This is a genomic window from Rhizobium sp. C104 (assembly GCF_022354505.1).
In the GTDB taxonomy this organism is placed as follows: Bacteria; Pseudomonadota; Alphaproteobacteria; order Rhizobiales; family Rhizobiaceae; genus Rhizobium; species Rhizobium redzepovicii.
Map to the genome: position 1 here is coordinate 4,386,965 of NZ_CP092348.1, position 19,498 is coordinate 4,406,462.

Below are 19,498 nucleotides of genomic sequence, written 5' to 3' on the forward strand. Positions count from 1 at the left end.
GGGGCGATCCGGCGGTTTTCCTTTTTGGCTGCTTCGACCAGCGGCGGACAGCCATTATGGCTGTGCAGCCTAAAGCGCGTCGCAGCAAACTTGATTCATGCGACGCGCTTCAGCTCTTTGTTTTGATGCATATCGTTATCCCGGAACCGCTGCACACTTCCGGGCGACGTGCATTGGGCAAAAGAAAAGCCGCCGGGCGGTCCGGCGGCTTGTCGACATATCAGCAATGAAGGGCGGATCAGCCTTCCGGCGGCGACTCGATCATGCCGAGTGCGTGCAGGTAGGTGTCGAGGATCGCTTCCTCTTCCATGCGCTCCTGCTCGTCCTTCTTGCGCAGCGCCACGACCTTCTTCAGAATCTTGGTATCGAAGCCCATTCCCTTGGCTTCGCCATAGACGTCCTTGATGTCGTCGGCGATGGTCTTCTTTTCTTCTTCCAGCCGTTCAATGCGCTCGATGAAAGCGCGAAGCTGGTCGCGGGCGACGCCATGAGCATCAGACATCGTGTTCTCCTGATTGGGGATGATCAATTCGAAGGCACGTGACTGCCGCGAAGCGGCGTCACGGTCAAGCCTGTTCGGGGTCGGCCAGGCTATTTGTTTGGGTTGTTCAGTTCAAAAGCAGCCTTTTGCACAGGTGAGGCCTCGTTCTGGTGGAGTTTTTTCCAGTCCTCGTAGGGCATGCCGTAGACCATCTCGCGCGATTCGTCTTTGGTGACGGGCGCGCCGTCGGCCTCGGCTGCCTCGCGATACCAGTTCGACAGGCAGTTGCGGCAAAAGCCGGCGAGGTTCATCAGGTCGATATTCTGCACGTCGCTGCGCTCGCGAAGATGCGCGACAAGGCGGCGGAATGCGGCGGCCTCGAATTCGGTCTGCTGTTGTTTGCTGAGCGCGGTCATCTCGCTCTCCTTTCAATAGGGGCCTGTGCGCGAGACGTGGACGTCGTATTCGTGCAAGGCGGGATCAGCGTTCATTGCCGCAAAGATCGGCGCGAGGCGCTCGGCCCATGCCGCTATGCCGGCCTCGTCTGCAATCAGGTCCTGACGGACTTCGAGCAGCGCATGCGGAATGCCGGTGATCATGCAGTGGCGGTACATGGTATCGCCCTTCAGTGCGCCATCATAGGGTTCGTTGTCGCCGACGATAAGATCGGGATCGGCGCGCAGCATGTCCAGTAGCGGGCCGACGGCGCGGTGATCGCTGTCCCAAAGCACGGCGGCGTGCCAGGGGCGGGGAATACCTTTCCAGGCGGGCGTGAAGGAGTGCAGCGACAGCACCAGCGGCGCCTTCCCGGTGGCGTTCGCCACCCTGTCGATCGTTGCGGCGACGGCGTGGTGATAGGGGCGATGGAAGGTTTCGATGCGGTTCTCCCACTCCTGCGGCGTGATCGGATGATTGCCGGATATGACGGCGCCGTCGGAGATTTTCATGATCAGGGTCGGATCGTCTTCGCCGCGGTTCGGGTCGATCAGCAGGCGCGAGAAGCCGCCGAGCACCGCGGGTACGCCGAGGCTTTCCGAAAGCTGCCGCGTCAGGCCCTCGATGCCGATGTCATAGGCGATGTGGCGGGTGAAGGCCGCCTCCGGCAGGCCGAGCCGGCCATAGTGTGCGGGAAGGCGGTTCACCGCGTGATCTGCGAGGATCACCATGCCTTTGTCATGTTTGCCGGATAGGATTTCGAAGGATTGGAAGTCGTCCATCAGGAATTGCCGTTCGTCATTGCGCAGTCGGGCAGTGATCGCATGCGTCCGCGCCAGGTTCAAGCGCCGCAGGCGGACAGAGGTTGAGCCGACCCTCGACGGGCGGTTTGTGAAAGGAAATATAATCGATTAGCATTGCGTTGACTTTCGCTTGACGGCGGCGCAAGAAGACAAGCATACGAATAACCGTGGAGCTATTTGGGAGCCGTGTTGATCCAAGCCGCGCCAAGTTTCCTCACGCGGTCCGGACCGCTGGTCCGTCTCGCTCTGTTTGCACTTGCAGCCTTTATGCCGTTCTTCATCGCAGATGCCGCGCGCGCCGATTTTCGCGTCTGCAACGGAACGCAAAATCTCGTCGGCGTGGCGATCGGCTATCGGGCCAAGGACGGCTGGATGACGGAAGGCTGGTGGCAGGTGCCGGCAACGACCTGCGCCGTGTTGATCGAGGGAGAATTGCAATCGCGTTATTATTACCTCTACGCAGAGGACGCCGCCCGGGGAGGACGATGGACGGGGGACGTGCAGATGTGCGTGGCGGAAAACGAGTTCAAGATCTCGGGTGTGCAGGATTGTTATGCCCGCGGTTACCAGAAGATGGGTTTCAAGGAATATGACACGGGCCGCCAGGGCAGCTGGATGGTTCAACTCTCCGACACCCCAGGGACGCAAGAAAGCCAGAATTGATGAAGCGTAATCGCAAAATTAAAATCCTCGCCACCCTCGGGCCCGCCTCCGCTGAGGAATCGATGATCGAGAAGCTGCATCAGGCCGGCGCCGATGTCTTCCGCATCAATATGAGCCATGCGAGCCACGACGTGATGCGTACGCTCATCCAGCGCATCCGCTCGGTCGAGGCGCGCTCCGGCCGGCCGATCGGCATTCTCGCCGACCTGCAGGGACCGAAACTGCGAGTCGGCAAGTTCGTCGACAGCAAGGTCGACCTGAAACCCGGCCAGACCTTCACGCTCGACAACAACGAAGCGCTCGGCGACCAGAACCGCGTCTATCTGCCGCATCCCGAGATCCTGGAATCGGTGCAGCCCGGCCACCGCCTGCTGATCGACGACGGCAAGCTCGCGCTGCGCGCCGAAAAATGCGATGGCAAAAGCATCGTTACCACCGTTATTTCGGGCACGCGCATCTCCGACCGCAAAGGCGTCAGCCTTCCCGACACGCTGCTCGGCGTCGGTGCGCTGACGGACAAGGACCGCGCCGATCTCGACGCCGTGCTTGCCACCGACGACGTCGACTGGGTGGCGCTTTCCTTCGTGCAGCGTCCTGACGACCTTGCCGAAGTGCGCAAGATCGCCCGCGGCCGTGTCGGCCTGATGTCGAAGATCGAAAAGCCGCAGGCTCTCGAGCGTATCGAGGAAATCATCGAGCTTTCCGATGCCTTGATGGTCGCTCGCGGCGATCTCGGCGTCGAAATGCCGCTCGAATCGGTTCCCGGCATCCAGAAGCAGTTGATCCGCGCCTGCCGCCGTTCGGGCAAGCCGGTGGTCGTCGCCACGCAGATGCTGGAATCGATGATCTCGGCGCCGGTGCCGACGCGCGCGGAAGTTTCCGACGTCGCAACCGCCGTCTTCGAAGGCGCCGATGCCGTCATGCTCTCGGCCGAGTCGGCCTCGGGGGACTATCCGGTCGAAGCCGTTTCGACCATGGCGTCGATTGCCACCGCCATCGAGCGCGAGCCGCATTATCCGGGCATCATCTATGCCCAGCGCGCCCAGCCGGAAGCGACCGGTGCCGATGCGATCTCGCTCGCTGCGCGCCAGATCGCCGAGACGCTGAAGCTGTCAGCGATCGTCTGCTACACCTCGTCGGGCACGACAGGCCTTCGCGCCTCACGTGAGCGTCCGCAGGTGCCGATCCTGGCGCTGTCGCCGATCATCAAGACGGCACGCCGTCTTGCCGTCGTCTGGGGCCTGCATTGCGTCGTCACGCATGACGCGACCGATCTCGACGACATGGTCAACCGCGCCTGCCGCATCGTCGCCGACGAAGGCTTCGGCAAGCCCGGCGACCGCATCATCATCTCGGCCGGCGTGCCGCTCGGCACACCCGGCGCCACGAATATGATCCGCATCGCCTATATCGGTTCCGACGGCCAGAGCGGCATCTGATCCGATCGCATCCCTTCGAAAGCCCGCCGCCTCAAAGAAGCGGCGGGCTTTTTCGTTGATGGCCGGGGCATTGCCAAGGGCGCCGGTGCATGCAAGTTTCCTCCCCTATAGCGCTAAAGCGCGTCGCGATCTTTCAGATTCGCTTGTCACGCTTTAGGTCTTTGTTTTTGCCCATGTCTTTATAGCAAAACCGCTGCACACTTTTGCGAGACATGCTCTAGGTTCGGAGGGATCATCATGGATATCGTTACGCTTATGGCTTTTGCAGCCGTTTCCTTTGTCGGTATCGCCACGCCGGGCCCGACAGTGCTGCTGGCGCTGACCAACGGTTCGCGGCATGGCCTGCGCCGGGCAATGGCCGGCATGATCGGTGCCGTCCTCTCCGATTTCGTGCTGATCGGTGCTGTGGCGGTCGGGCTCGGTGCGCTGCTGGCGGCATCGGAATTCTGGTTCTCGATGCTGAAATGGGCCGGTGCCGCCTATCTCGCCTTTCTCGGCATCATGCTGCTGCGCTCGAAGGGCGGGATCGATGCGGCGTTGAAAGCAGGTGCGCCGGCGGGGACGACGTCGACTTTCTCGATCGGGCTGAAGAGCTTCATGGTCGCGGCGACCAATCCGAAGGGCTATTTGTTCTTCTCGGCCTTCCTGCCGCAGTTCATCGATCCGGCGCTGCCGCAGGTAACGCAATATGGGCTGCTCGCGCTCACCTTTGCCGTGCTCGATTTCCTCATTATGTTCGGCTACGCCTTCTTCGGCTCGCAGGCGGTGCGTTTCCTGAAAACCTCGGGCGCCCTATGGCTGGAGCGCGCCTGCGGCGGCGCGCTGCTGGCGCTTGCCGGCTCGCTCGCCTTCTATCGCCGGGCCACCGTTTAAGGTCAGGCTTAAGGCAGGGATAGGTGGCCGACGCGATAGGCCTGCATGTGCTCAGCGCTCTCGGGGATCTCTCGCCATAGCCTGAAGCGCACCCGTGTCCATGTCGTCGGCTCGAAACCGCGGATGGAGGCGAGGGCGCCTGCCCGAACCTCTGCTTCAGCCTCAGCGCTTTCGGCGTCGCGAATATCAGCAAGCGGTGCGTGAGGGTCCATTTGTAGGACTTCGCGTGTGGCAAACCTGGCTGCGGCAATATCGGGCGAGATTTCCGCCTGCCAGACGATCCAGGTTTTTACCTGCGGCCAACCGAAGGCGCCGGCGAGCGTTTGGAAAGCGGGGCCGCAGAGGAAGTCGCTTGCCCCTTCCGGCTTTTGCCAGAGGTAGAAGGGCGCATAAAGATTGTCGGGGCTGGCGAATTCGCCATGGCGGGCGCTGAGATAGGCCTTGAAGCCGAGATTGGGAAAGCCGTCGAGCAGCGGTCCCTTGTCGCGGATTCGGCGGTCGATGATCGACATGTCGTAATCGGCGGGCAGGGTGAAGCTGTATTGCATGGCGATCATGATCGTGCCTCCACCGGCTGCAGCCATTCGACGATGCTGCCGTTTTCCGTTGCCTGAATGCTGAGATAGCCGAAGGGACTGTCATGGGCCGCGCCATGCCAGTGACGCTCGCCGGCCGCAAACCAGACGGCGTCGCCGGCGCGCAGTTCCGCGACGGGACCACCCTCGCTCTGCGCCAGCCCATGACCCGAAAGCACATAGAGCAACTGGCCTCGAGGGTGCGTATGCCAGCGGGTGATGGTCCCGGGATCGAGTGTGGCGCGCATGGCCGTGTTTTCGCCATCGGCGCTGCCTTCGAGCAGCATCTCGACCCAGAAAGGCGCCGTGGCGACACCCTCCGGCGAGCGCACCGCCCTTCCGGGGCGGCTGACCGTCATGGCCTTCGGGTTCAAAGCGCTCATCGTTGGCCTCCGGCCGCCCGCAGCCGCCAATCGGGGTCGGTCATCTGGGCGATGCCGTTGCCGAAGCACCAGTCCTCCGGGGCATTAGTGCTGATGACGATCATCACATCCTCGGGCCGGAGGCCCGGTGACTGCGCCAGCAGATCGGCGAGCCGCCGATAGAGCGCCGCCTTCATCTCGACCGTGCGAGGCCGGCCGATGGTGATCGAGATATAGACGAAATCGTTTGAGCGCGGCCCGGCAAGATAGCTGCTGTCGAAGATCAGCTCGTTTTCATCATGCTGATGGATGGCCTGAAAGCGGTCGTTTTCCGGCACGTCGAAGGTTTCGACCAGGGCGCGCTGGATGGTGTCGGCGAGTGCCGTAAGATACTCCGGCGACTTGCCTCTGCGGAGAGAAATGCGAACGAAGGGCATCGGGGGGCTCCATGGTTTGGGCCGTTCGTCGGCCTTGACAACAGCACCATCGCACGACACGATGGTACCGAAAATCAGAATTTTATGAACTGATAATCCTAAAAAATGGGATTGTATGATGCGACGGACGATCTTCGATCTCGATGTGCTTCGAGCCTTTTCGACCGGCATGGAACTCGGCAATTTCGCCAAGGCGGCCGAAAAGCTCGGACGTTCAACCTCGGCGGTGAGCGCGCAGCTGAAGAAGCTGGAGGAACAGGCGGGCACGCCGATCTTCCGCAAAGCGGGGCGCGGGCTGGCGCTCACCGATGCCGGCGAGACGATGCTCGGTTATGCCAGGCGGCTGCTGGAGTTGAATGACGAGGCGGCTGCGGCCGTGCACAGCATCGAGCTGGAAGGCTGGGTGCGGCTCGGCCTGCAGGAGGATTTTGGCGAGACCCTGCTGCCGGAGGTGCTCGGCCGCTTCGCGCGGGCGCATCCGAAGGTCCGCATCGAGGCGCGGGTGGTGCGCAATGTCGAACTGCTTGAGCGCGTCACCTCAGGCAAGCTTGATCTGGCGCTCGCCTGGAGCGACGGTACGGTGACGGCACATTGCGAACGGATCGGCGAGGTGTCGATGCGCTGGATCGGGCCTGCCGAGAGATCGCCCGGCTGGCATGCGGCAAGTGGCGAGCCGATACCGCTCGCCTCGCTGGAGGCGCCGTGCCTGATGCGCAGTGCGGCGACCCGGGCACTTGACGAGGCCGGCATTTCCTGGCGTCTCGCCTTCGTCAGCTCCAGCCTCGGCGGCCTCTGGGCAGCGGCGGCTGCAGGCCTCGGCATCACTATCCGCACACCGATCGGATTGCCGGCAAAGGTCCGGCCGCTGGCGCCGGAGACGATCGGCTTGCCTGATTTGCCGAAGCTCGGGCTGGTCCTGCATCGGGCCGAAGCCGAACCGCAGCCGGCGGCGGCCCGGCTTGCCGAGCTCGTGCTGCAGTCGGTGAATGGCGCGCTTCGCGGGACGGCGGCCTGACATTGCCGCATTGACCCTTCGATCGCGTGGCTATAGCTTCGGACTGCTATGAAGACGATCACTCTCAATATCGCTACGGCCTTCTTCTTGAGCCTTTAAAGCTCTGCCTTCGGGCATCGGAATATGCGGCCGCTTGCCAACCTTCGCGGCTGGCGCGTTGCCGTGGACTGCAACCACCCTGCATCTGGCCAAGGAAAGAGCCAGCAGGATTGGCGATAGAGAGATATTTCATGACATCGAATGTTTACCCACCGGCGCTGAGCGCCGCGCAGATCGAGCAATTCATCGAGGATGGCTTTATCCGGATCGACGAGGCTTTTCCCCGCGAATTGGCCCAGGAAGCTCGTGCCATCATGTGGTGCGATATTCCCTTCGGTGCGGATGATCCAAGAACATGGACGCAACCGGTCGTGCGGCTTGCCGGTTATGGTGGAGGCCCGTTCGAGAAAGCTGTCAACACACCGGTATTGCATTCGGCGTTCGACCAGCTTGTCGGCAGAGGGCGCTGGGAGCCACGCACCGGGCTTGGCAGTTTCCCGGTGCGCTTTCCCCATCCGGACGATCCCGGCGATGCCGGCTGGCATGTCGATCTGAGCTTTCCCGGTGGGGGTTCCGATCCGAACGAGCAGCGGGACTTTTCCGCCTGGCGGGTGAATATCACCTCGCGCGGACGGGCGCTGCTGATGCTTTTCCTGTTCTCGGATGTCGGGGAAGAGGATGCGCCGACCCGCATCCGTATCGGCTCGCACAAGGATGTCGCGCGCCTTCTGGCACCGGCGGGTGAGGCGGGTATGGCCCATCTCCGGCTGGAGCATGTCGGTGAAGCCCGGCCGCTGGCCTTGGCGACGGGGCAGGCCGGCACGGTCTATCTGTGCCATCCATTCCTGATCCATGCAGCACAAAAGCATGGCGGCAATGAACCGCGCTTCATGGGACAGCCCGGCCTTGCACCGTCCGAACCGCTTCGGCTTGAGCGGAAGGACGGCGTCTATTCGCCGGTCGAGATAGCAATCCGCCGGGCGCTTCACTCCATCTGACGGTTGAATGCGGCATTCGGCTCAAGAGAGCCGGATGCCTCACGATGCCCTCAGCCGAAGCGTTCCAACGCCATGGCGAAGATATCTGCATCGACATTGCCGCCGGAGGTGACGGCGACCACCGTGTCGCTTTCCAGCGCCTCGCCATGGAAGAGGGCGGCGGCGAGCGCCACCGCGCCGCCCGGCTCGACCACGATCTTCAGCCTGACGAAGGCGAGCGCCATGGCGCGCAGCGCCTCTTCGTCGGTGACGACGATGCCGGCGCCGGCGAGGCGCTTGAGGATCGGGAAGGTGATATTTCCCGGCTGCGGCGTGACGATCGCATCGCAGATAGAGCCTGATATCGCCACGTTGCGCTCGATCCTGCCGGAGGCGAGCGAGCGGGCGGTGTCGTCGAAATCCTTGGGCTCGCAGGGCCGGACGCGAAAGCCGGGGGCGCTGGCTTCAAGCGCGAGCGCGATGCCGGAGGTCAATCCGCCGCCCCCGCAGGGCACGAGGACTTCGGCTGATGTCACGCCTTCCTCTTCCGCCTGCTCGGAGATTTCGAGGCCGGTCGTGCCCTGGCCGGCGATGACAAGCGGTTCGTCGAAGGGCTTGATCAGCGTCAGGCCGCGCTCGGCCGACAGCCTCGCGCCGATCTCGTCGCGGTCCTCGTTGACGCGGTCGTAGAGCACCACCTCGGCGCCGAAGGCGCGGGTGTTGGCGATCTTCAGCTTCGGCGCGTCGCTCGGCATGATGATGACGGAGGGCACATTGTGCAGCTTGGCGGCAAGGGCGACACCCTGGGCATGGTTGCCGGAGGAAAACGCGATAACGCCCTTCGCGCGCACTGCCGGATCGAGGCCGGAGACGGCCGACCAGCCGCCGCGAAACTTGAACGAGCCGGAATGCTGCAGGCATTCGGCCTTCACGAACAGACGCCGGCCGGCGATCTCGTTCAGGAAGGGAGAGGAGAGAAGCGGCGTGCGCCTCGCGTGGCCGCGCAGACGGGCGCGGGCGGCGACAATCATTTCAATGCTGGCCATTCGGGAATCGTCCTGCTTGCGGGTTCGCTCATGCTTAGGGCGCGGCCAGCCATTTGTGAACGGCGACTTTGTCACCGTGACATGAATGGCCTGTCGCATTTGCCGCCCGCTGCTGGCGACCGTCAGTAGCCGTTCGCCGAGCCTTCCGCCGCGCGGCTGTCCATGGCGCCGTTATAGCGCGCACCACCGCCCTTTTCGATGGCGGCGAGGCTTTTGCCGCCGACGAGGATGCCGGCGGCCTGGCCCCAGAGCGGCGCATCATTGCCGCCGTCGAAGCTGTAGCCCATGGCGGCGAGGGTCTTTTCCGTATCGGGCGAAATTGCATAGGGTTCGAGATAGACCTTGTCGGGCTGCCATTGATGGTGGATACGCGGCGCATTCACCGCCTGGCTGATATCCATGCCGAAATCGACGACGTTCAGGATCGCCTCCAGCGTGATGGTGATGATGCGCGAGCCGCCGGGGCTGCCGATCACCATGAAGGGCTTGCCGTCCTTGGTGACGATCGTCGGGCTCATCGAGGAGAGCGGTGTCTTCTTCGGAGCGATGGCGTTCGCCTCGCCCTGGACGAGGCCATAAAGGTTCGGCACGCCGGGCTTGGAGGTGAAATCGTCCATCTCGTTGTTGAGCAGGACGCCGGTGCCGGGCGCGACGACCGCGGCGCCGAAAGACCCGTTCAGCGTATAGGTGACGGCGACCGCATTGCCCTCGTCGTCGATGATCGAATAATGCGTCGTCTCGGTGCTTTCCTTGCCGCCGAGCGGTTTAAGGTTGGCCGACGTGCCGGCCTTGTAGGGATCGATCTTGGCAGCGATCTCCTTGGCATAGGTCTTGTCGATGAGCTTTGCGACGGGGTTCTCGACGAAATCGGGATCGCCGAGCGCAGCGTTGCGGTCGACATAGGCGTAGCGCATGGCCTCGACCATCACATGCGCGGTGTCGGCCGAGCCGTAGCCCAGGTAGGAAAGCGGATAACCTTCCAGAACGTTGAGGATCTCGCAGATTATGACACCGCCGGAGGAAGGCGGCGGCGAGGAGATGATGTCGTAACCGCGATAATTACATTCGACCGGCTTCAACTCGCGCACGGCATATTGCTCGAAATCTTGCCTGGCGAGGATACCGCCCTTGGCCTGGCTTGCCTTGACGATCGCCTCGGCGGGCGCAGCCTTGTAGAAGGCGTCAGGACCTTTTTCGGAAATGGCCGCCAGGACCGCGGCAAGGTCGGGCTGCTGGAGCTTTTCACCCGATGCATAGGCTTTGCCATCGGGTTTCAGGAAAATCTTCGCCGCCGCCTCGTCCTTGGCGAGCCGTTTGGCGCTGCCGGCGAAACTTGCGGCATCGCCCTGTTCCAGCGTGTAGCCTTCCCTGGCGAAACGAAGTGCCGGTGCGATCAGATCCTGGCGCGGCTTTGTGCCGTATTTCTCGCGCGCGGTTTCGAAGCCCATGACGGAACCGGGAACGCCGACGGCAAGATAGCCGTCGAGGCTGGCGCGCGGCACGATATCGCCTTTGGCATCGAGATACATGGTCTTCGTGGCGGCAAGCGGCGCGCGTTCGCGGAAATCGAGGAAGGTCTTGGTGCCGTCCTTCAGGCGGATGGTCATGAAGCCGCCTCCGCCGAGATTGCCGGCCGAGGGATAGACGACCGCCAGCGCATAGCCGACGGCGACGGCTGCATCGACGGCATTGCCGCCGCCCTTCAGCACCTCGACGCCGACATCGGTCGCCAGATGCTGGGCGGTGACGACCATGCCGTGCTCGGCCTCGACAGGCGCGGGCGAGGCGGCGAAGGCCGACGTCAGGCTCAGCGACAGTGCCGAAATGACGGAGATCGTGCCGATATGCAGGCGGTCCATGATTTCCCCTCCTATGGACAATGATGGAAAACATATGGGGCTGCGACGGCCCGAGGCAATGCAAGGGATTAGCTTTAGGCAAGAAGCTCGGCGAGTTTCCGGTTGGTGTCTTCATCGTCCAGCGGCGTGTAGACAACGAGCTTCATCTCCGGCCGAGCTCGTCAATGTCAGCCCTGTATGCTCGAAGGACATGCGGCCTTTAACCGGATGATCGATGCGCTTGATACCCGACAGCGGGCTGACGACCTCGTGGCGCTGCCACCAATCACGAAATTCAGAGCTTGCCTGTTTCAGCAGTGCGATTAGGCGCTCGAAATCCGGATCACCGGCATAACGCGCGCTGTCGGCGCGAAACATCGCCAGTGAGACGCGGGCAACCGCCTCCCAATCGACGAGCAGCCGGCGATGCGCCGGGTCGGCGAAGAGGCGATGCATAGTGTTGCGCTCGTCACGGTCGAGTGTGTCATAACCACCGAAGAGTACTTCGGCGGCGCGGTTCCAGGCGAGCACATCCCACCGGCGGCCAAGCACATAGGCCGGTTGGTGGGTGAGGTTGGCGAGCATGCGCTTCAGCGGTTCGTCGACGAATTCGGGCGCGCTGGATACTGTCTGCGCCGTCTGGCGGTCGTTGAGGGTGAAGAGATGTTGGCGCTCGGCCTCGTCGAGGTGCAGCGCATCGGCAAGGGCATTGAGCACCTGTGCCGAGGGTCTGATGTCACGGCCCTGTTCCAGCCATGTGTACCAGGTGGTGCCGACGCCGGCGAGCATGGCGAGTTCCTCACGCCTCAGACCTGGCGTGCGCCGGCGAAAACCCTCCGGCAAGCCGACTTCGGACGGCGCCAGCCGCTCGCGACGAGAACGCAGGAAGGCTGCGAATTCACGGCGGCGGGCTTCGAATGTATCGGCTCTCTGGTCCATGCCGGGGATCATATCAGTATTGATACCAGGATAAAAATGGAACTGTTTGACATTTCCAGGCGGCGCATGATGCAGGCGTCGCGGGTGATTGAAGCGCCTGCGGCTCGACTAGAACAGGATGATTTTAGGCCCGGTCGGCCTAAAGTCTGAATCCTGTTCCAAATTCAAGAGTTAGAGCATGATGTCGTCCGAAAACCGCTCATACTTTTCGGCATCATGCTCTAATCAAGGAGCAGCATCATGTCTTTACAGCATGTCGTCGTCATCGGCGGTTCTTCCGGCATCGGCCTTACTACGGCGAAACTACTTTTGAAACAGGGATATACGGTCACCATTGCGGGCCGTGATGGTGACAAACTTGCCGCGGCAAAAGCATCGCTCGACGGTGATCTGCGCAGCCTCGTGCTCGATGCGGCGAAGCTATCCGCACTCGGAAAGGCTTTTTCCGGGATCGGCGCGTTCGATCATCTGGTGCTGGCGATGGGCAGCGGTCACGGCGCCGGGCCTTTTGCTACACTCGACATGGCTGATCTGCTGGCCGGGTTCCAGACCAAGCTCATTCCGCATGCCGCGGCAGCCCAGGCGGCGCTGCCGCTGTTGCAGCCGGGCGGCAGCATCACCTTCGTTTCGGCGGTCAGTGCGCAGGCCGCGATGCCCGGTACGGCTGGGCTTGCTGCCGTCAATGCCGGCATCGAGGCAATGGTGCCGGTGCTGGCCGCCGAATTGAAGCCGTTGCGTGTCAACGGCGTTTCACCTGGGGTCATCGATACGCCGTGGTGGAGTTTCCTGCCCTCGGAGCAGCGTGACAACGTCTTTGCGGACTTCGCCAGCCGCACGCCGGTCGGTCGCGTCGGCAGGCCGGAGGATATCGCGGAGGCGATCGCCTTCCTGATCGGAAACGGCTTCATGAGTGGCCACGTGATCACCTGCGACGGCGGTGTGCGTCTCAGCGCCTGATGCGGGTTTCGGTGTTGCTGCCGATGGTTTCACCGGCGGAAACTCGAGCCGTAGAGGTTATGCGCCGTGAAGGGCGCCTGGCCGCAACGATGGCACGGCTGCAAGCGTTCGATCGCGTGATGCGGCGGCGAGCCTCTCTTCGGCCCGGCGCGCGATCGCCTGCAGGTCGCGCGGCATGCCGGCGATCTTCTCGATGGCGGCAATGGCGACATCGGTTGCGAGATAATCCGGCTTGTGGCCGACGCCGCGAACGGTGATGAGTTCGGAGCCTGCTATATCACGGGCCAGGCCGCGTGAATGCAGGTGCTCCCAGACGATCTCGTCACTGTCGCCTGTGATGATGACGGTCGGCGCGGTGATCTGAGAATAGCGCGGCGACTGTTCCTTCACATAGGCAAGCAGTCTCTTGAAATCGGCGGCATTGTTGTGGAAAGCGTCGGGCCGCAGCACCAGCGAGGGACCGGTCCTTTCGATGTAATCGGCGGGGCGCGGATTGGGGTGGAAGACGTTCCGCGTTCCGCGTTCCAGCCGGCTGAGACCGAGCGGCACGACGATCGCGTGGTTGAAGAGCCAGCCGAGGACCGGCACGGTTGCGACGTGATAATACCAGTCGATGCCGCCCGGCCAGGGGTGGGTGGCGGGGGCGAGGAAAAGCAGGCCCGAGGTCTTGTCGGGATGGCGCAGACCGAAAGCGGCGGTGATTGCGCCGCCGAAGGAATGGCCGACGATGACAGCTTTTTCGATGCCGCGCTTTTCCATCAGGCTGGCGATCGCATCGGCCTGACCGGAAGGGACAGCGTTGTCAGGGCCGCCGCGTTCGGAATAACCGTGGCCGGGACGATCGACGAAGAGCATCTCGGCCCGGCCTTCGAGTGCTGCGCGAAAGGCGACGACCTGGTCGAGCAGATTGCCGCTGGCGCCGTGAATGAAGACGAGGGCCGGCAGGTCGGCGCCTTCGGGACGCTCGATATGGACGGCATTCATGCGGTAGCCGCCGACATCCGTCAGTTCGCCGATATTCGGATAGGTCTGTTCGAATTGCCGCGCCTTGTAGGAGGAGTAACCGATAGCGGCGGCGAGCGGGGCGAGAAGAGCGGAAACTTCTGCAAGCATGATCTTAACGGGCGATAGTTGCGGCGGTTTTGCCGAGAGCGGACGCGCTGCGTCGTTTCCCGTCTGAAAGTTCTAAATTGCGCGGCTTGGCCGGAGGTCAAGATCAACGCCCGAGGATCAGGTGCGGTTGCCGGCAAGTTTTTCAGCAAGCGTGTTGACCTGTTCCTGCGCGGTGCGTTCGGCGGGGTAGATGTCAAGAAAACGCTCCCAGGCCTTCAAGGTCAGCTGGTCGTTGCCGGAATTGCTGAGGATCGCCGCCATGCCGGAGAGCGCGCCGAAATGGCGCGGCTCGAGATCGAGCACCCGTTCGATATCGGACATCGACTTGCGATAATTGCCCATGACGAAGTTCAGCGTCGCGCGGCGGTTCCAGCTTTCGGCATAATCGGGTTTCAGCGCGATCGCCTCGTCAAGGAAATCGAGGGCGGCGGGATTGCGCTTTTCCTCGATCGCCTTGTCGGCCCACTGCATCAGCAGATTGATCGTGGCGCTGCCGGAATCGTTCCATTCGATGCGGATCTCATTGGCGATGCCGCTGGCTTTGTCGGGGTCGCGCTCGCGTTTCAGCTGGCTGAAGAGTTGGTCGAGGTGCTGTTTCGGCGAATTGTTGGCATCCGCCGGCTCGACGATAACCTCCTTTTTCGTGGCGGCGGCCGGCTTTTCCGCGGCGGCGGCCGGAAAGGAGGAGGTGAGCAGAATGAGGGCAAGCGGCAGCGCCGCTGATGTCAAAGCAAAAAAGCGCATGGCGGGCATATTAGCCCGCCAGCGCCGAAGATCAAACAAATTTGACGTGATCACCGCAGCGACCCACCGGATATATCTGCCAGCGCAAGCTCACGCGGCAGGGCGATCCGGACGCGCGAAATCAGCCCTGACGAGCCTTGAAGCGCGGGTTCAGCTTGTTGATGATGTAGATGCGGCCCTTGCGGCGAACCAGACGGTTGTCACGGTGACGAGCCTTGAGCGACTTGAGCGAATTCTTGATCTTCATTTTTCTGATCCGCGATCTCTATGGGGGAATTCACATTCGCCCGTATCTTTTAACAATCAAAAGCGCGCCATCGGGCGCGCTGTTTAGGTGGGGAGCAGATACCCCGTCACCTTTTCCGTGTCAACCACATGAAGGTGTTTTTCCCAAGGCAACGGGGTGTTTTCTCAGGCCAAAACCGGCGATTTCGGCGTCAAGGTGGTGACATGGCCCATCTTGCGGCCGGGGCGCCACTCGGTCTTGCCATAGAGATGAACCAGTGTATCGGGGCGCCGCAGCCAGTCCGGAACGGCAAGAATATCGTCGCCGATCAGGTTCTGCATGACGCAGTCGGAATGGCGCTCGGCATTGCCGAGCGGCAGGCTGGCGACGGCGCGAATATGCTGCTCGAACTGGCTGACGACGCAGGCGGCTTCCGTCCAGTGACCGGAGTTGTGAACACGCGGCGCCATCTCGTTGGCGATCAGACCGCCATCGGCAAGCACGAAGAATTCGATGCCGATGACGCCGACATAATTCAATGCGGCAAGGATTTTCTCGGCCGATTGCCGCGCGGCGTCCGCCGCCGGCGCAGAGATCGCAGCGGGAACCGTCGAGGTGTGGAGGATGCCGTTGCGGTGGACATTCTCGGCGGGATCAAAGCAGACGACCGTTCCGTCGCTGGCGCGGGCGGCGATGATCGAGACCTCGCGCTCGAAGGCGACGAAGCTTTCGAGGATGAGCGGCACGCCGCCAAGGGCTGCATAGGCGCCATCCGGGCTGTCTGCCGCCGAGCGAAAAACCTTCTGGCCCTTGCCGTCATAACCGAGACGGCGGGTTTTCAGCACGCCTTGGCCGCCGAAATCCTTCAGTGCCGTCTCAAGATCGGCCTGGCTGTCGATCGTGTGGAAGCGGGCAGTGGTTATGCCGCAGCCATTGAGAAAGCGCTTCTCGACCAGGCGGTCTTGGGCGGCTTCCAGCGCCTTCGGCGGCGGATAGACGGACACGCTCGCCGAGAGCCTTTCGGCTGCTGCGACGGGCACGTTTTCGAATTCGTAGGTGACGACGTCGCATATGTCGGCGAGTTCGGCCAGCGCAGCCGGATCGTCATAGGCGGCAGTAATCTGCCGGTTGGCGAGCTGGGCGGCCGGGCAGTTGGCCTGCGGCTCGAGGATGACCGTGCGAAAATTCAACCTGGCGGCGGCAATGGCCAGCATGCGGCCGAGCTGGCCGCCGCCGATGATCCCGATCGTTCTTGCCGTCATAGATCGTCCATCGGGTATTCGGCGACGGCAGCACTCTGGCGCTCGCGCCATTCGTCTAGCCGGTCGGCGACTTCTTCGTCGGAAAGGGCAAGCACCGCGGCGGCGAGAAGGGCGGCGTTGACCGCGCCGGCCTTGCCGATGGCGAGCGTACCGACAGGAATGCCGGCCGGCATCTGCACGATGGAAAGCAGGCTGTCCTGGCCGGACATGGTTTTGGACTGGACCGGCACGCCGAAGACCGGCAGCGGCGTCATCGCGGCGGTCATACCCGGCAGGTGGGCGGCGCCGCCGGCGCCTGCGATGATGACCTTGAAGCCCTCCGCGCGCGCGCCCTTGGCGAAATTGACCAGCCGGTCGACTGTGCGGTGCGCCGAAATGATGCGCGCGTCATAGGGAATTTCCAGCGCCTCGAGCGTGTCGGCTGCGTTTTTCATGGTCTCCCAGTCGGACTGGCTTCCCATGATGATGGCGACGGGTGGTCTGTCTGTCATCGTTGCTGCTCTTCCCTCTCAGGCGATGATGTCAGGGATGATCTGATCTTCCAGCTTGGAGAGCTTGTCCTTGATAACGAGTTTTTTCTTTTTCATGCGCTGGATTCGCAGAGCATCGCATCCGGTTAGGATCATGGCGTTGATCGCGGCGTCGAAATCCTCGTGCTCCTGGCGCAGCCGCGCCACGGTGAGCCTGATTTCCGCCTGTTCCTGATCGGCCATATGCATTCCCCGTTATCGTCCCCGGACTTTGTCCGATCTGCCGATGATTTCCGCAAGCTCCTATCACCAAATACGGGTAACGGCTAGTTAGTCTTGATCATGAAATTGCCATCCAGTCTTCATCTTTTGGCCTTCGACAAGCCTTCAAAAATATGTCACAGTCCGCCGCGTTGACACCTTGATCCCCGACGATGTTGGCCGGGGAGGGTAAGAGGAAGGAAGGGTCAAATGACAGTTCAAGCTCATCTTGAATCACTCCAGAAAAAGCATGTCGCTCTCGAAGAGGAGCTGCACGCGCTCAGAACAGCTCCCTCTATCTCCGATACGGAAATTGCCGAATGCAAGCGCCGCAAGCTGCGCATCAAGGACGAGATTATGCGTCTCAAGTCATCCGTCCACTGATCTTCCCAAGGGTCGCCGGTCGATCATCTTGCGAAAGAAAAGGTAAATCCATCCATTCCGCCTGAAATCAGCAAGAACCGGTGAGTTCACACCAGAATTGCGCCAGCCCGATGCCAGCGGCATCGCGGCTGGCGCTTTTGCGAGCGCCGCGCTTCAAGTCACAGCCATACGAGGGGCGGGGCTGTCATGTGAGCCGGCTTCAAGCCCAGAACTGATCCAGCCATAAATTGAGCATGTCGAAACCGCGGTTGTTGACCGTGTAGATGCGTTTCGTGCCTTCCGAGGTCACCGAGACGAGGTTGCTGTCGAGCAGCGCCTTCAGATGTTGCGACACGGCGGGGCGGCTGATCGGCAGGCCCTCAGCCAGTTCGTTGACGGTCCGCGGCGCACGACGCAATTCCTCCAGCAGAAACCGCCGGTTCGGATCGGCAATCGCAGAGAAGGGGTCCGTGTTCGACATAGCGGGAAAGCTACGTCAAACCGGACGTTCCAGCAAGGAAATTGTGCATTGCAGCGTACTACGGCCTCGTAGTCTTTCAGACGCGCCAAGGATGGTTACACTTAGAATTGCTGCATAATTCTTCAGGTCGGTTCCGATTGAAGGAAGATGCAGCAGGGCTGCCCTACCAGCCAAGACCCTCGCGCACGATGAGGAAGGCGGCGATGAGGGCCATCGCATACATGAAGGGGTAGAAGATCGCCGGCTTCATGCGGCGCACACACCAGGCGCCTGCAAGGGTGGCGAGCGGGGCGAAGGGTAGAAGCGTTGCGGAGGTCGCGAGATTCTGGGTGTCGAGCTGACCGAGTGCGAAATAGGGAATGAGCTTGATGGCGTTGAGGATCGCGAAGAAGCGCACGCTGGTGCCCGTATATTCGCGTGGCTGCAGCTTGAGCGGCAGGGCATAGATTTGAAAGGGTGCGCCTCCCGCATGGGCGACGAAGCTGCCGTAGCCGGAAAATGTACCCCAAAGGCCGGCGGCCACCGGCCGCTGTCCGCGCGGCGGGACGATCTTGCCGGCGCCCGGGCCGTAATTGTTCCAGAAATAGCGCAGGCAGAAGAGGATGGTCACAGCGCCGATGACGATGCGCAGCATGTTGCCCGGAACGAGCGCCGAGGTCGCCCAGCCCATCGCGATGCCGAAGACTGCGCCTGGCAGCATGATCTTCAGCGTCGCCCAGTCGCCGTGCTGGCGCCAGATGACGAGCGAGATCATGTCCATGAAGACCAGGATCGGCAGCAGGATGGCCGCCGCCTCGACCGGCGAGACGACGAGGGCGAGGAAGGGCAGGCCGATCAGCGACAAAGCGTCGCCCATGCCGCCCTTCGCGAGGCCCACCAGCAGAACCGCGGGCACGGCGGCGTAGTAGAATGATAAATCCTGCGGCATGCTTTCGACGTCCTCCTCTTGCAAGCCTCGTCTAACGGAACTACTCACACAAAACGAGTGCGGATCCCTCATCTCAACGAGGAATTCGCGAGGAAACGGGAAGACCTGATGACCGAACCGGAAAACCGCTGCCGCCTTGTGCTCATCGTACCCGATATTGCCGATGCCGATGAGCAGGCAAGGATCGTTGCCGGCGCGCTGAAGGGCGGCGATGTCGCTTCGGTGATCGTGCCGCAGTACGGGCTCGACGACGGTACCTTCCAGAAACATGCGGAGAAACTGGTGCCGCTGATCCAGGATGCCGGGGCGGCCGCCCTGATTGCAGGCGACAGCCGCGTTGCGGGACGGGCCAAGGCCGACGGCCTGCACCTTTCCGGCAATGCCGAGGCACTTTCGGAAGCGATCGAAAAACATGCGCCGAAGCTGATCGTCGGCGGCGGTAACGCAGCCGACCGGCACAATGCGCTGGAGATCGGCGAAGCCAGGCCGGACTATATTTTCTTCGGCAAGCTCGACGGCGATATCAAGCCGGAGGCACATCCGAAGAACCTTGCGCTCGGCGAATGGTGGGCCTCGATGATCGAGATTCCCTGCATCGTCATGGGCGGCACCGATCCGGCCTCGGCGCTTGCCGTCGCCGAGACCGGAGCGGAATTCGTGGCGCTGCGGCTGGCTGTCTTCGGCGAGCCCAACCGGGCGCCGTCTATCGTCGCCGAAGTCAACGCGCTTCTCGACGAAAAAGCGCCACGGTTTGAGGATTGAAATCGCGCT

24 protein-coding genes and 1 pseudogene are annotated in these 19,498 nt (G+C 62.3%); 8 read left to right on the plus strand and 17 right to left on the minus strand.

The window, feature by feature from the left end; all coding sequences use genetic code 11:
- Positions 1–238: 238 nt before the first annotated feature.
- From MF410_RS22605 to MF410_RS22615, 3 genes are all read right to left on the minus strand, one after another.
- The gene (locus MF410_RS22605; protein ID WP_003585771.1) at positions 239–502 is read right to left on the minus strand and encodes a DUF2312 domain-containing protein; all 264 of its coding nucleotides are present in this window, start codon (positions 500–502) and stop codon (positions 239–241) included.
- 89 nt (positions 503–591) lie between these two features.
- Positions 592–897 carry a DUF1244 domain-containing protein gene (locus MF410_RS22610; RefSeq protein WP_097628768.1) on the minus strand — a complete coding sequence of 102 codons (306 nt, stop codon included), beginning with the start codon at positions 895–897 and terminating at the stop codon, positions 592–594.
- A gap of 12 nt (positions 898–909) precedes the next feature.
- Positions 910–1,698, minus strand: coding sequence for an N-formylglutamate amidohydrolase (locus tag MF410_RS22615; protein WP_097628800.1), 789 nt, complete (start codon positions 1,696–1,698; stop codon positions 910–912).
- Positions 1,699–1,896: 198 nt separating this feature from the next.
- Here MF410_RS22615 and MF410_RS22620 point away from each other — a divergent pair, with 198 nt between their 5' ends.
- The 3 genes from MF410_RS22620 to MF410_RS22630 all read left to right on the plus strand — a co-directional run bounded on the left by MF410_RS22620 (position 1,897) and on the right by MF410_RS22630 (position 4,694).
- Positions 1,897–2,382 (plus strand): DUF1036 domain-containing protein, encoded by a 486-nt coding sequence (locus MF410_RS22620; protein WP_088930282.1) that lies wholly within the window; start codon positions 1,897–1,899, stop codon positions 2,380–2,382.
- The gene (pyk, locus tag MF410_RS22625; protein WP_003585763.1) at positions 2,382–3,821 is read left to right on the plus strand and encodes a pyruvate kinase; all 1,440 of its coding nucleotides are present in this window, start codon (positions 2,382–2,384) and stop codon (positions 3,819–3,821) included. The genes MF410_RS22620 and pyk overlap by 1 nt, the downstream gene beginning before the upstream one ends.
- A 237-nt stretch (positions 3,822–4,058) precedes the next feature.
- Entirely contained in the window at positions 4,059–4,694 is a 636-nt protein-coding gene (locus MF410_RS22630; protein WP_097628769.1) for a LysE family translocator, read from the plus strand.
- An 8-nt stretch (positions 4,695–4,702) separates the two neighbouring features.
- On the opposite strand, the gene MF410_RS22635 is transcribed toward MF410_RS22630, so the two are convergent.
- From MF410_RS22635 to MF410_RS22645, 3 genes are read right to left on the minus strand one after another with little or no spacing between them, the layout of a single operon-like run.
- Positions 4,703–5,251, minus strand: a complete 549-nt coding sequence (locus tag MF410_RS22635) for a DUF4865 family protein (RefSeq protein ID WP_097628801.1) — start codon at positions 5,249–5,251, stop codon at positions 4,703–4,705.
- Entirely contained in the window at positions 5,248–5,652 is a 405-nt protein-coding gene (locus MF410_RS22640; RefSeq protein ID WP_097628770.1) for a cupin domain-containing protein, read from the minus strand. The genes MF410_RS22635 and MF410_RS22640 overlap by 4 nt, the downstream gene beginning before the upstream one ends.
- Entirely contained in the window at positions 5,649–6,068 is a 420-nt protein-coding gene (locus tag MF410_RS22645) for a tautomerase family protein (RefSeq protein WP_097628771.1), read from the minus strand. The genes MF410_RS22640 and MF410_RS22645 overlap by 4 nt, the downstream gene beginning before the upstream one ends.
- Before the next feature lie 118 nt (positions 6,069–6,186).
- Between MF410_RS22645 and MF410_RS22650 the strand changes: the two genes are divergently transcribed.
- Positions 6,187–7,083 (plus strand): LysR substrate-binding domain-containing protein, encoded by an 897-nt coding sequence (locus MF410_RS22650; protein WP_097628802.1) that lies wholly within the window; start codon positions 6,187–6,189, stop codon positions 7,081–7,083.
- Between the two features lie 230 nt (positions 7,084–7,313).
- A complete protein-coding gene (locus MF410_RS22655; RefSeq protein WP_097628772.1) occupies positions 7,314–8,120 on the plus strand; it encodes a phytanoyl-CoA dioxygenase in 807 nt (268 codons plus the stop codon).
- Between the two features lie 50 nt (positions 8,121–8,170).
- Here the strand turns inward: MF410_RS22655 and MF410_RS22660 are convergent, their stop codons facing one another.
- The 3 genes and pseudogenes from MF410_RS22660 to MF410_RS22670 all read right to left on the minus strand — a co-directional run bounded on the left by MF410_RS22660 (position 8,171) and on the right by MF410_RS22670 (position 11,934).
- Positions 8,171–9,145, minus strand: coding sequence for a threonine/serine dehydratase (locus MF410_RS22660; protein ID WP_097628773.1), 975 nt, complete (start codon positions 9,143–9,145; stop codon positions 8,171–8,173).
- Positions 9,146–9,267: 122 nt separating this feature from the next.
- Positions 9,268–11,004 carry a gamma-glutamyltransferase gene (gene ggt / locus MF410_RS22665; protein ID WP_097628774.1) on the minus strand — a complete coding sequence of 579 codons (1,737 nt, stop codon included), beginning with the start codon at positions 11,002–11,004 and terminating at the stop codon, positions 9,268–9,270.
- 74 nt (positions 11,005–11,078) lie between these two features.
- Positions 11,079–11,934, minus strand: a pseudogene (locus tag MF410_RS22670) (helix-turn-helix transcriptional regulator).
- 228 nt (positions 11,935–12,162) lie between these two features.
- On the opposite strand from MF410_RS22670, the gene MF410_RS22675 reads away from it, so the two are divergent.
- The gene (locus MF410_RS22675; RefSeq protein ID WP_131711048.1) at positions 12,163–12,879 is read left to right on the plus strand and encodes an SDR family oxidoreductase; all 717 of its coding nucleotides are present in this window, start codon (positions 12,163–12,165) and stop codon (positions 12,877–12,879) included.
- 57 nt (positions 12,880–12,936) lie between these two features.
- Here the strand turns inward: MF410_RS22675 and MF410_RS22680 are convergent, their stop codons facing one another.
- The 6 genes from MF410_RS22680 to MF410_RS22705 all read right to left on the minus strand — a co-directional run bounded on the left by MF410_RS22680 (position 12,937) and on the right by MF410_RS22705 (position 16,937).
- On the minus strand, positions 12,937–13,992 hold the full coding sequence (locus tag MF410_RS22680; RefSeq protein WP_097628775.1) for an alpha/beta hydrolase: 1,056 nt from the start codon (positions 13,990–13,992) through the stop codon (positions 12,937–12,939).
- 117 nt (positions 13,993–14,109) lie between these two features.
- Entirely contained in the window at positions 14,110–14,745 is a 636-nt protein-coding gene (locus MF410_RS22685; protein ID WP_097628776.1) for a hypothetical protein, read from the minus strand.
- Positions 14,746–14,857: 112 nt separating this feature from the next.
- The gene (ykgO, locus tag MF410_RS22690; RefSeq protein WP_003566454.1) at positions 14,858–14,983 is read right to left on the minus strand and encodes a type B 50S ribosomal protein L36; all 126 of its coding nucleotides are present in this window, start codon (positions 14,981–14,983) and stop codon (positions 14,858–14,860) included.
- A 164-nt stretch (positions 14,984–15,147) separates the two neighbouring features.
- A complete protein-coding gene (locus tag MF410_RS22695; RefSeq protein WP_097628777.1) occupies positions 15,148–16,224 on the minus strand; it encodes a 5-(carboxyamino)imidazole ribonucleotide synthase in 1,077 nt (358 codons plus the stop codon).
- Positions 16,221–16,715, minus strand: a complete 495-nt coding sequence (purE, locus tag MF410_RS22700) for a 5-(carboxyamino)imidazole ribonucleotide mutase (protein WP_097628778.1) — start codon at positions 16,713–16,715, stop codon at positions 16,221–16,223. The genes MF410_RS22695 and purE overlap by 4 nt, the downstream gene beginning before the upstream one ends.
- Positions 16,716–16,733: 18 nt before the next feature.
- Complete coding sequence (locus MF410_RS22705) at positions 16,734–16,937, minus strand: DUF465 domain-containing protein (RefSeq protein WP_097628804.1); 204 nt, start codon at positions 16,935–16,937, stop codon at positions 16,734–16,736.
- A 228-nt stretch (positions 16,938–17,165) separates the two neighbouring features.
- Here MF410_RS22705 and MF410_RS22710 point away from each other — a divergent pair, with 228 nt between their 5' ends.
- Positions 17,166–17,339: a DUF465 domain-containing protein gene (locus tag MF410_RS22710; RefSeq protein WP_003566443.1), complete on the plus strand. Its 174-nt coding sequence runs from the start codon at positions 17,166–17,168 to the stop codon at positions 17,337–17,339.
- 199 nt (positions 17,340–17,538) lie between these two features.
- Here MF410_RS22710 and MF410_RS22715 read toward each other — a convergent pair whose 3' ends face one another.
- Positions 17,539–17,799, minus strand: a complete 261-nt coding sequence (locus MF410_RS22715) for a metalloregulator ArsR/SmtB family transcription factor (RefSeq protein ID WP_097628779.1) — start codon at positions 17,797–17,799, stop codon at positions 17,539–17,541.
- A gap of 163 nt (positions 17,800–17,962) precedes the next feature.
- The gene (locus tag MF410_RS22720) at positions 17,963–18,727 is read right to left on the minus strand and encodes a sulfite exporter TauE/SafE family protein (protein WP_097628780.1); all 765 of its coding nucleotides are present in this window, start codon (positions 18,725–18,727) and stop codon (positions 17,963–17,965) included.
- A gap of 108 nt (positions 18,728–18,835) precedes the next feature.
- Here MF410_RS22720 and MF410_RS22725 point away from each other — a divergent pair, with 108 nt between their 5' ends.
- On the plus strand, positions 18,836–19,489 hold the full coding sequence (locus MF410_RS22725) for a thiamine phosphate synthase (protein ID WP_097628781.1): 654 nt from the start codon (positions 18,836–18,838) through the stop codon (positions 19,487–19,489).
- The last annotated feature ends 9 nt before the right edge of the window (positions 19,490–19,498 follow it).

Coding starts and splice junctions, on each gene's coding strand:
- MF410_RS22605 (WP_003585771.1), bottom strand. CDS start 502: ATGTCTGATGCTCATGGCGTCGCCCGCGACCAGCTTCGCGCTTTCATC.
- MF410_RS22610 (WP_097628768.1), bottom strand. CDS start 897: ATGACCGCGCTCAGCAAACAACAGCAGACCGAATTCGAGGCCGCCGCA.
- MF410_RS22615 (WP_097628800.1), bottom strand. CDS start 1,698: ATGGACGACTTCCAATCCTTCGAAATCCTATCCGGCAAACATGACAAA.
- pyk (WP_003585763.1), top strand. CDS start 2,382: ATGAAGCGTAATCGCAAAATTAAAATCCTCGCCACCCTCGGGCCCGCC.
- MF410_RS22630 (WP_097628769.1), top strand. CDS start 4,059: ATGGATATCGTTACGCTTATGGCTTTTGCAGCCGTTTCCTTTGTCGGT.
- MF410_RS22635 (WP_097628801.1), bottom strand. CDS start 5,251: ATGATCGCCATGCAATACAGCTTCACCCTGCCCGCCGATTACGACATG.
- MF410_RS22640 (WP_097628770.1), bottom strand. CDS start 5,652: ATGAGCGCTTTGAACCCGAAGGCCATGACGGTCAGCCGCCCCGGAAGG.
- MF410_RS22645 (WP_097628771.1), bottom strand. CDS start 6,068: ATGCCCTTCGTTCGCATTTCTCTCCGCAGAGGCAAGTCGCCGGAGTAT.
- MF410_RS22650 (WP_097628802.1), top strand. CDS start 6,187: ATGCGACGGACGATCTTCGATCTCGATGTGCTTCGAGCCTTTTCGACC.
- MF410_RS22655 (WP_097628772.1), top strand. CDS start 7,314: ATGACATCGAATGTTTACCCACCGGCGCTGAGCGCCGCGCAGATCGAG.
- MF410_RS22660 (WP_097628773.1), bottom strand. CDS start 9,145: ATGGCCAGCATTGAAATGATTGTCGCCGCCCGCGCCCGTCTGCGCGGC.
- ggt (WP_097628774.1), bottom strand. CDS start 11,004: ATGGACCGCCTGCATATCGGCACGATCTCCGTCATTTCGGCACTGTCG.
- MF410_RS22675 (WP_131711048.1), top strand. CDS start 12,163: ATGTCTTTACAGCATGTCGTCGTCATCGGCGGTTCTTCCGGCATCGGC.
- MF410_RS22680 (WP_097628775.1), bottom strand. CDS start 13,992: ATGCTTGCAGAAGTTTCCGCTCTTCTCGCCCCGCTCGCCGCCGCTATC.
- MF410_RS22685 (WP_097628776.1), bottom strand. CDS start 14,745: ATGCCCGCCATGCGCTTTTTTGCTTTGACATCAGCGGCGCTGCCGCTT.
- ykgO (WP_003566454.1), bottom strand. CDS start 14,983: ATGAAGATCAAGAATTCGCTCAAGTCGCTCAAGGCTCGTCACCGTGAC.
- MF410_RS22695 (WP_097628777.1), bottom strand. CDS start 16,224: ATGACGGCAAGAACGATCGGGATCATCGGCGGCGGCCAGCTCGGCCGC.
- purE (WP_097628778.1), bottom strand. CDS start 16,715: ATGACAGACAGACCACCCGTCGCCATCATCATGGGAAGCCAGTCCGAC.
- MF410_RS22705 (WP_097628804.1), bottom strand. CDS start 16,937: ATGGCCGATCAGGAACAGGCGGAAATCAGGCTCACCGTGGCGCGGCTG.
- MF410_RS22710 (WP_003566443.1), top strand. CDS start 17,166: ATGACAGTTCAAGCTCATCTTGAATCACTCCAGAAAAAGCATGTCGCT.
- MF410_RS22715 (WP_097628779.1), bottom strand. CDS start 17,799: ATGTCGAACACGGACCCCTTCTCTGCGATTGCCGATCCGAACCGGCGG.
- MF410_RS22720 (WP_097628780.1), bottom strand. CDS start 18,727: ATGCCGCAGGATTTATCATTCTACTACGCCGCCGTGCCCGCGGTTCTG.
- MF410_RS22725 (WP_097628781.1), top strand. CDS start 18,836: ATGACCGAACCGGAAAACCGCTGCCGCCTTGTGCTCATCGTACCCGAT.